6 protein-coding genes are annotated in these 6,457 nt (G+C 74.5%); 3 read left to right on the top strand and 3 right to left on the bottom strand.

All coding sequences use genetic code 11. From position 1 onward, the window contains the following. Nucleotides 1-187: 187 nt before the first annotated feature. Nucleotides 188-1,336, bottom strand: a complete 1,149-nt coding sequence (locus tag ACFXA3_RS31350) for a glycerate kinase (RefSeq protein WP_385192217.1) — start codon at nucleotides 1,334-1,336, stop codon at nucleotides 188-190. A gap of 143 nt (nucleotides 1,337-1,479) precedes the next feature. Here ACFXA3_RS31350 and ACFXA3_RS31355 point away from each other — a divergent pair, with 143 nt between their 5' ends. From ACFXA3_RS31355 to ACFXA3_RS31365, 3 genes are read left to right on the top strand one after another with little or no spacing between them, the layout of a single operon-like run. Next, nucleotides 1,480-3,204 (top strand): BCCT family transporter, encoded by a 1,725-nt coding sequence (locus tag ACFXA3_RS31355; protein ID WP_385192219.1) that lies wholly within the window; start codon nucleotides 1,480-1,482, stop codon nucleotides 3,202-3,204. Nucleotides 3,205-3,239: 35 nt separating this feature from the next. Then, nucleotides 3,240-3,740 (top strand): NUDIX domain-containing protein, encoded by a 501-nt coding sequence (locus ACFXA3_RS31360; RefSeq protein WP_385192222.1) that lies wholly within the window; start codon nucleotides 3,240-3,242, stop codon nucleotides 3,738-3,740. A 35-nt stretch (nucleotides 3,741-3,775) separates the two neighbouring features. Beyond that, entirely contained in the window at nucleotides 3,776-4,204 is a 429-nt protein-coding gene (locus tag ACFXA3_RS31365) for a hypothetical protein (RefSeq protein WP_385192224.1), read from the top strand. 13 nt (nucleotides 4,205-4,217) lie between these two features. Here the strand turns inward: ACFXA3_RS31365 and ACFXA3_RS31370 are convergent, their stop codons facing one another. Then, the gene (locus tag ACFXA3_RS31370) at nucleotides 4,218-4,715 is read right to left on the bottom strand and encodes a methylated-DNA--[protein]-cysteine S-methyltransferase (protein WP_385192227.1); all 498 of its coding nucleotides are present in this window, start codon (nucleotides 4,713-4,715) and stop codon (nucleotides 4,218-4,220) included. 14 nt (nucleotides 4,716-4,729) lie between these two features. Further along, complete coding sequence (locus ACFXA3_RS31375) at nucleotides 4,730-6,211, bottom strand: AlkA N-terminal domain-containing protein (RefSeq protein ID WP_385192230.1); 1,482 nt, start codon at nucleotides 6,209-6,211, stop codon at nucleotides 4,730-4,732. Nucleotides 6,212-6,457 lie beyond the last annotated feature (246 nt).

Consider the following 6,457-nt stretch of genomic DNA (forward strand, 5'->3'; position numbering starts at 1 on the left):
GGTCAGGGTCGGTGACGTGCCAGGCGTGGGTCGCGGGGGGCGCGGCGGGGGGGGGGGGGGGGCCGGCCCCCGCCCCCCCACCCGCGCCGGCGCCCCCCCCGCGCGGCCCCCGCCCGCCCCGCCCGCGCGGCGGCGGCCGCCCCGCCCCGGGGGGCCGCCCGCACGGGGGCCCGGTCCAACGGGCCGGTCAGAGCACCTCGGCGGCGATGTTCGCCGCCACCCGCTCCAGCAGCGGACCCGCGTTCGGGATGGACTTCGCCGGGTCGGGCTCCAGGTCCGTCAGCGGATAGGCCTTGCGGATGCCCGCGGCCTCCAGCGCCTCCTGGCCCAGCAGCAGCCGCCCACAGACCGCGACCACCGGCTTGCCCGCCGCGCGCGCCGCCGCCGCGACACCGGCCGGGGCCTTGCCGTGCAGCGTCTGCTCGTCGAGCGATCCCTCACCGGTGATCACCAGCGTCGCCCGCTCCAGCGCCGGAGCGAAGCCCAGCACCTCCAGCATCAGCTCGATGCCGGGCCGGAACGACGCGCCGAGCAGCAGCGCCCCGTACCCGATGCCGCCCGCACCACCGGCACCCGGGGCGGCGGCCAGCCGGCCCGCCCGCTCGCCGATCGACTTCTCCAGCACCACCGCGAAGTGCGCCAGCGCCGCGTCCAGCGCCGCCACGTCCTCGGGCGAGGCCCCCTTCTGCGGGCCGTAGACCGCGGGCGCGCCCTTCGGGCCGGTCAGCGGGTTGTCCACGTCGCTCGCCAGGACGAAGTCCACCTCCGCGAAGCGCGGGTCGATCCCGGAGAGGTCCGCCGACGCCAGTCCGGCGAGCGCACCGCCGCCCGGACCGACCGGTTCGCCGTTCGCATCCAGGAACACCGCGCCCAGCGCGGCCAGCATGCCCGCACCGCCGTCGGTGGTCGCGCTGCCGCCCACGCCGAAGACGATCGTGCGCGCGCCGGCGTCCAGCGCGGCCTTCAGCAGCTCGCCCGAGCCGTACGTGGTCGCCGTCAGCGGGGCGAACACACCCGCCGGCAGCAGCTGCAGCCCGGAGGCTTCCGCCATCTCGACCACGGCGGTGCCGTCGCGCAGCGCGAAAGCGGCCGTGACCTGCTCGCCGAGCGGTCCGGTGACCCGGACCTCCCGGCGCTCGAACCCGGCCGCCACGGCGGCCGCGACCGTACCGTCGCCGCCGTCCGCGACGGGAAGGGTCTCGACCTCCACGCCGGGTACGGCCCTGCGCAGGCCCGCCGTCACCCGCTCCGCGACCTGAACGGCCGTGAGCGAGCCCTTGAATTTGTCCGCGGCGATGAGCACGCGCGCGGTCTCAGTTACTGCTCCGTCCGTCACCTTGCTAATCCCTTGCTATCGAACAGTGCAGTCGCGCCCCCATGAGCCTATCCGGAGGATCCTCCTATGCCCATGGGTGGCCTGGGTCACGTCCGGCGCGCCATGCTCCTAAATACGGATATACGCCTGCATAGTGTGGCCGCATGAGCGCGGATTCACTGGAAGAGACGCGTCCGGACCCGCCGGGCGGGGGCCCCGGGAGCCCGGACGGCACCCCGGACCGTGCAGTGGTCCTGACCGGCGTGATCGCCGTGCTGGCCGTCGTCGCCTGGGCCGCCCTGGGCAAGGACTCCTTCGACACGGCGTCGAGCACCGCACTGGCCTGGGTGCTCGCCAACTTCGCCTGGCTGTTCGTGATCGCCGCCGACGTCTTCCTCGTCATGTGCGTCGTCCTCGCGATCAGCCGCTTCGGCCGGATCCGGCTCGGCGCCGACGACTCCGAGCCCGAGTTCACCAACCTCGCGTGGATCGCGATGATGTTCAGCGCGGGCATGGGCATCGGCCTGATGTTCTACGGGGTGGGCGAGCCCCTCACCCACTACCTGAACCCGCCGCCCGCCTCCGGGGCGGCCCCCGGCACCGGCGCCGCCGCCCAGTCGGCCATGGACTACTCCTTCTTCCACTGGACGCTCACCCCCTGGGCCATCTACGGCATCGCCGGCCTCGCCCTCGCCTACGCCACCTTCCGCAAGGGCCGCGGCAACCGCCTCAGCTCCGCCTTCGTCCCGCTGATGGGGGAGGAGCGCGCGGCGGGCCGCCCCGGCAAGGCCGTCGACCTGCTCGCCGTCTTCGCCACCGTCTTCGGCACGGCGACCAGCCTCGGCCTCGGCGCGCTCCAGGTCGCCGAAGGGCTCCACATCACGGCCGGGACCGAGGACTCCACCGGCGTCGAGCTGATCATCATCGCCGCGCTGTCCGCCGCCTTCGTCCTCTCCGCCTTCTCCGGCCTGCACAAGGGGGTGAAGTGGCTGAGCACGACCAACATCGTGCTCGCCGCCACCCTCATGCTGTTCGTCTTCGTCCTCGGCCCGACCGTCTACGTCCTCGACGTGATCCCCGCCAGCGTCGGCGGCTACCTGCACGAACTGCTGCCCATGGCCACCCGCACCGGCGCCTTCACCGACAGCACCTGGCTCGGCGCGTGGACGATCTTCTACTGGGCGTGGTGGCTGTCCTGGGCGCCGTTCGTCGGCACCTTCATCGCCCGCATCTCCCACGGCCGCACCGTCCGCGAGTTCCTCATCGGCGTCCTGCTCGTCCCCAGCGGCGCCACCGTGCTCTGGTTCTGCGTGATGGGCGGCACCGCCATCCGGCTCGACTCCACCGGCGCCGCCGACCTCGCCGTCAAGGTCAAGGACGGGGCGGAGGCCTCCCTGTTCGCCATGCTGGACGCGCTCCCCCTGGGCACCGTCACCTCGTACGCGGCCATGGCCCTGGTCATGACCTACTTCGTCACCAGCGCGGACTCGGCCTCCCTCGTGATGGGCTCGCTCACCAGCCGCGGCTCACTGAACCCTCCCACCTGGCTCGTCGTCACCTGGGGCGTGCTCATGGCGGCGGTGGCGGCCGTCCTCCTCGTCGCGGGCGGCCTCAAATCCCTCCAGACCGCCACCATCCTCGTCGCGCTGCCCTTCGCGATCGTCATGCTGCTGCTCTGCTGGGCCCTGGTGAAGGAACTCCGCGAGGACCCCGGAGCCGGCCCCGCCCGCCACCACGCCCTGCACGGGATGCGCGACGCCGTCCGGGCGATGGTCGGCGACGCCCTCACCGAACAGGGCCAGGCCCACCACCCCCGCCTGCGCCGCATCGCCGAGGGCGGCCGCCGCGACCGCCGGGCCCCTCCCGCCCCGGGCCCCCCGGAGCCCTGATCCCGCCCGCCGCGGCCGCTCGGTAGGGTGGCCGCGTGACCACCACGGATGACTACGCCACGTACATCGCGAGCCTGCCCCGGGTGCTGGCCGGAGCCGCCGCCCTCTACCGGGACGCCGCCGGCCGCGTGCTGCTCGTCGAGCCCAACTACCGTGCGGGCTGGGCCCTGCCGGGCGGCACCATCGAGTCGGACCTGGGCGAGTCCCCGCGCGCGGCCGCCCGCCGCGAGAGCGCCGAGGAGATCGGCCTGGACCTGCCGCTCGGCCGGCTGCTCGCCGTCGACTGGACGCTCGGCGAAGGACGTCCGCCGCTGGTCGCCTACCTCTACGACGGCGGCGTGCTCGACGAGGCGCAGCTCGCCTCCATCAAGCTCCAGGAAGAGGAACTGCTCTCCTGGCGGCTCGTCGAGCCCGCCGAACTCACCACCCACCTCCCCGGATCGCTCGGCCGGCGCACCCAAGAGGCCTACCGGGTCCTGCAGTCCGGCGAGGGCACCGCGGAACTGGAGAACGGCAGCCGCCCGGTCTCCTCGTGACACCGGGCTTACTCGAAGCAGGACAGAATCATCTGATGATCACGATGTACGCCTGGCCCAGCACCGCCGACGGGCCCGACGCCCTGCCCATGGTCCACTTCACCACCGAACAGCAGGAGGGCGGCGAGGTCACCCCCGAAGGAACGCCGGTGTGGCTGTTCGACACCGCGATACGCGAAGGCGGCTGGGCCCAGTTCACCGATTTCGAGGGCTGGTCCGTCCCCGCCGCCGGCTGGCAGGCCTTCTACCGCAGCGAGGACGACCTCCTCGCCGTCACCGGCCCCGGCGCCTGCGAGGGCTGGTACCAGGGCAACCTCGGCGCCGACGCCGACTGGGTCGCCGCGGCCACCGCCCAGCAGAGCGTGGTCCTGCTCGCCGCCCCCGTCCACCACCCCTCCCTGTACGCCTACGCCGTGGAGGCGGGCGCCGCGTTCGCCCTGCTCGTCCCCCTCGCCGTCGTCTGACGCGGAACCCCGGTCAGAGCGTGGCCGCACCGGACTCGAAGGCCAGCAGCCGCACCTTCCGCTCGACGCCGCCGCCGTAGCCCGTCATGCTGCCCGAGGCACCGATCACCCGGTGGCACGGCACGATGATGCTGACCGGGTTCTTCCCGTTGGCCAGGCCCACCGCCCGCGAAGCGTTCGGCTTGCCCAGCCGGGCCGCCAGCTCCCCGTACGACCAGGTCTCCCCGTACGGGATCCGCACGAGCTGGTCCCAGACACTGCGCTGGAACTCCGTGCCCTCCAGCCGGACGGGCACGTCGAACTCGGTGAGCTCCCCGGCGAAGTACGCGGCCAGCTGCCGCGCCACCTCCTCGAACGGCTCCTCGGTCCCGGCGACCCGCTCCCCGAAGGCCTCCTCGGCCGGCCGGTGCCGCTGCCCGGCCATGTACAGGCCGCTCAGGACGCCGTCCGTGGCGACCAGCGTCAGCGGGCCGTAGGGGCTCTCGACGACGGTGTGCTGCTTGCTGCTCATGACGGAAACGCTCCTCAGACGGGCAGGTGGTTGATGGGGTGGGCGTCGGTGGCCCACAGGTACTGCACGGCGTACGCGCGCCAGGGCCGCCAGCCGGCCGCCCGCGCGGTCAGCGCCGCGGGCGTGGACGGCAGCCCCAGCTCCTTCGCCGCCCGCCGGACCCCGAGGTCCGAGGGCAGGAAGGCGTCGGGATCGCCCAGCGCCCGCATCGCGATCACCTCGGTGGTCCACGGGCCGAACCCCGGCAACGCGTTCAGCTGCGCGCGGGCCGCCTCCCAGTCGCTGTCGATCCCGAGGGGGAGGGAACCGTCGGCCAGGGCCCCGACGAGCGTGGTCAGGGTGGCGCGCCGGCTCGCCGGGAGCGCCAGCGAGTCCGGGTCCAGCCCGGCCAGCGCCTGCGGCGACGGGAACAGATGGGTCAGCCCGCCCGCGGGATCGGGGTCGGCCACCGGCTCCCCGTACGAGGCGACCAGCCGGGCGGCGTGCGTCCGGGCCGCCGCCGTCGACACCTGCTGGCCGAGCACCGCCCGTACGGCGAACTCCGCCGCGTCGACCGTACGCGGCACCCGGCGCCCCGGAGCCTTGTCCACGAGCGGCGCCAGCAGCGGGTCGCAGCGCAGCTGCTCGTCGACGGCCTCCGGATCGGCGTCCAGGTCGAGCATCCAGCGGCAGCGGCTGATGGCGATGGTGAGGTCGCGCAGGTCCGTCAGGGCCAGCTGGCAGCCGATGTGGTCCGGCCGCGGACTCAGCGCGACGACCCCGGTGCCGTACGGCAGCCGCAGCGTGCGGCGGTAGGCGCCGGAGCGCCACTCCTCGACGCCGGGGACGGCCGTCGCCGCCAGGTGCCCGAAGAGGTTGTCGGGGTTGAGCGGGGCACGGTAGGGCAGCCGCAGACTGATCGTGCCGGGCACCTTCGGCACGTGCCGGTTCGCCTTCTCGGCCCGCAGGCGCAGCTCGCCGGGAGCGAGGGCGAAGACCTCGCGGACGGTCTCGTTGAACGTGCGGATCGAGGAGAACCCGGCGGCGAAGGCGACGTCGCCCATGGGCAGCGCGGACGTCTCGATCAGCAGCCGGGCGGTCTGGGCGCGCTGCGCCCGGGCCAGGGCCAGGGGCCCGGCGCCGAGCTCGGCGTTGAGCTGCCGCTCGACCTGGCGGGTCGAGTACCCCAGCCGCGCCGCCAGCCCGGGCACCCCCTCGCGGTCCACGACCCCGTCCTGGATGAGCCGCATGGCCCGGGCGACGGCGTCGGCGCGGGCGTTCCACTCGGGGGACCCCGGGGAGGTGTCGGGCCGGCACCGCTTGCAGGCCCGGAACCCGGCCTGCTGGCAGGCGGCGGCGCTGGGCAGGAAGGTCATGTTCTCGACCTTGGGCGGAACGGCGGGGCAGCTGGGCCGGCAGTAGATCCGGGTGGTCAGGACGGCGGTGAAGAACCAGCCGTCGAAGCGGGCGTCCTTCGACTGCACGGCCCTGACGCAGCGGTCGGTGTCGGTGTACATGGCTCCAGCATCGTGGCCGGGGGGTGCGGGGGCTGGCGGTTTTCCGACATCAATCGTAGCCCTCCGGGGGCCGGACGGACCCCGTGCCGCCTCCGGACCCGCCCCCCTTCCGAAGCGCCCGCCCCGCCCCGCTCCCTCCGGCCCCGTGGCCCGCGGGCTCGCGGAAACGTGGTTCGGGGCCCCCAGCGCCAGGCCTCGGGGGGGCGGCGGGGGGGCGGGTTGGGGGGGGGGGGCGCCCCCCCCGCC

The sequence above is a fragment of the Streptomyces sp. NPDC059456 genome (genome assembly GCF_042750055.1).
Lineage (GTDB): Bacteria > Actinomycetota > Actinomycetes > Streptomycetales > Streptomycetaceae > Streptomyces.

Bases quoted from the DNA above. Each gene is read 5' to 3' on its own strand.
- ACFXA3_RS31370 (WP_385192227.1), bottom strand. From the start codon at position 4,715: ATGAGCAGCAAGCAGCACACCGTCGTCGAGAGCCCCTACGGCCCGCTG.
- ACFXA3_RS31375 (WP_385192230.1), bottom strand. From the start codon at position 6,211: ATGTACACCGACACCGACCGCTGCGTCAGGGCCGTGCAGTCGAAGGAC.
- ACFXA3_RS31365 (WP_385192224.1), top strand. From the start codon at position 3,776: ATGATCACGATGTACGCCTGGCCCAGCACCGCCGACGGGCCCGACGCC.
- ACFXA3_RS31355 (WP_385192219.1), top strand. From the start codon at position 1,480: ATGAGCGCGGATTCACTGGAAGAGACGCGTCCGGACCCGCCGGGCGGG.